Source organism: Veillonella sp. 27098_8_77 (genome assembly GCF_041431535.1).
Taxonomy (GTDB): domain Bacteria; phylum Bacillota; class Negativicutes; order Veillonellales; family Veillonellaceae; genus Veillonella.
This window is the reverse complement of sequence record NZ_JAPVXW010000027.1, coordinates 1-1,040: the sequence shown is the minus strand read 5'-3', so window position 1 is coordinate 1,040 and position 1,040 is coordinate 1. Positions and strand designations below refer to the sequence as shown.

Annotated in this window: 2 protein-coding genes; both read right to left on the bottom strand. The window is 33.6% G+C overall.

Features of this window, described 5'->3' with window-relative positions; genetic code table 11:
• Positions 1 to 466 (bottom strand): IS3 family transposase (locus O3617_RS09520; protein ID WP_371449753.1); only part of this gene is annotated, 466 nt, incomplete at its 3' end.
• A gap of 23 nt (positions 467 to 489) precedes the next feature.
• On the bottom strand, positions 490 to 1,040 hold a 551-nt coding region (locus tag O3617_RS09515; protein ID WP_371449751.1), incomplete at its 5' end, for a helix-turn-helix domain-containing protein.

The window sequence follows — 1,040 nt, the reverse complement described above, 5'->3', positions numbered from 1 at the left end:
CCAGCATAGATAACACCTGTGTTAATACAGGTCGTTCTGATATTTCATAGGATACAATTTCACCATTATACATATCTAAAATTGGTGATAAATAAACCTTACGTCCAAACACGTGAAATTCGGTAATATCTGTGGTCCATTTTTGATCTGGCTTTGTTGCAGTAAAGTTTCGCTTAATAATATTCGGAGCGATTTTTCCTTCAGTACCTCTATATGAGCGGTATTTCTTTAGTCGAACTTTACATGTTAAGTTTTCTTCCTTCATAATTCGCATTACAACTTTATGGTTTATATGAATGCCTAATTTATGCAATGCTATTGTAATTCGACGATACCCATAACGACCTTTATTCATCGCCACAAGTGTGCGAATAGCTTCTCGTTCCTCTGCATATTTGTCTCCCTTTTTTATGCTAGCTAAACGTGCATAATATGTACTACGACTAATGCCAAAGTACTCGAGCATAAACTGAAGGGGGTATATTTTTCTTAATTTTTCGATGGCAATTGTTTGCGCTTTTTTTTTACAGCTCTATTAGGTTTAGCAATTTCACGCATTTCTTTCATAAAGTCATCGTAAAAAGACATTTCATATTTCAACCGAGCAATTTCAGCTTCTAGTTCTTTAATCCGTTCTTTGTCTGATTTAACACTTTGATCTTTTGTGGAAGGTATTAGTTCTTTCGGTTTCATAGATGGTCTACCTTTAGGCTTGGGGTGTAACCCCAAAATTCCTTCGTCTAAATACCGCTTTTGCCATGCTGCAATTAGGCTAGGATTATCTAAATTAAATAATTCTGCTGTTTCTTTAAAGGATAACTTATCTTTCCATCTAGTTTCAAGAACTTTACGTTTAAAATCTGCTGAAAATACTCGTTTACTAATTTTATGAGTCAAATTATGACTAAGTTTAAATTTGTATAGCCAGTTTTTTACAGTACTTTCTGGAATTTCAAGATTCTTAGCAATTCTAAATCGACCCCATCCTTTTTCAGAAAGATAAATAGCCTTTTCTTTTACTTCTTTTGAATGTTTTGACA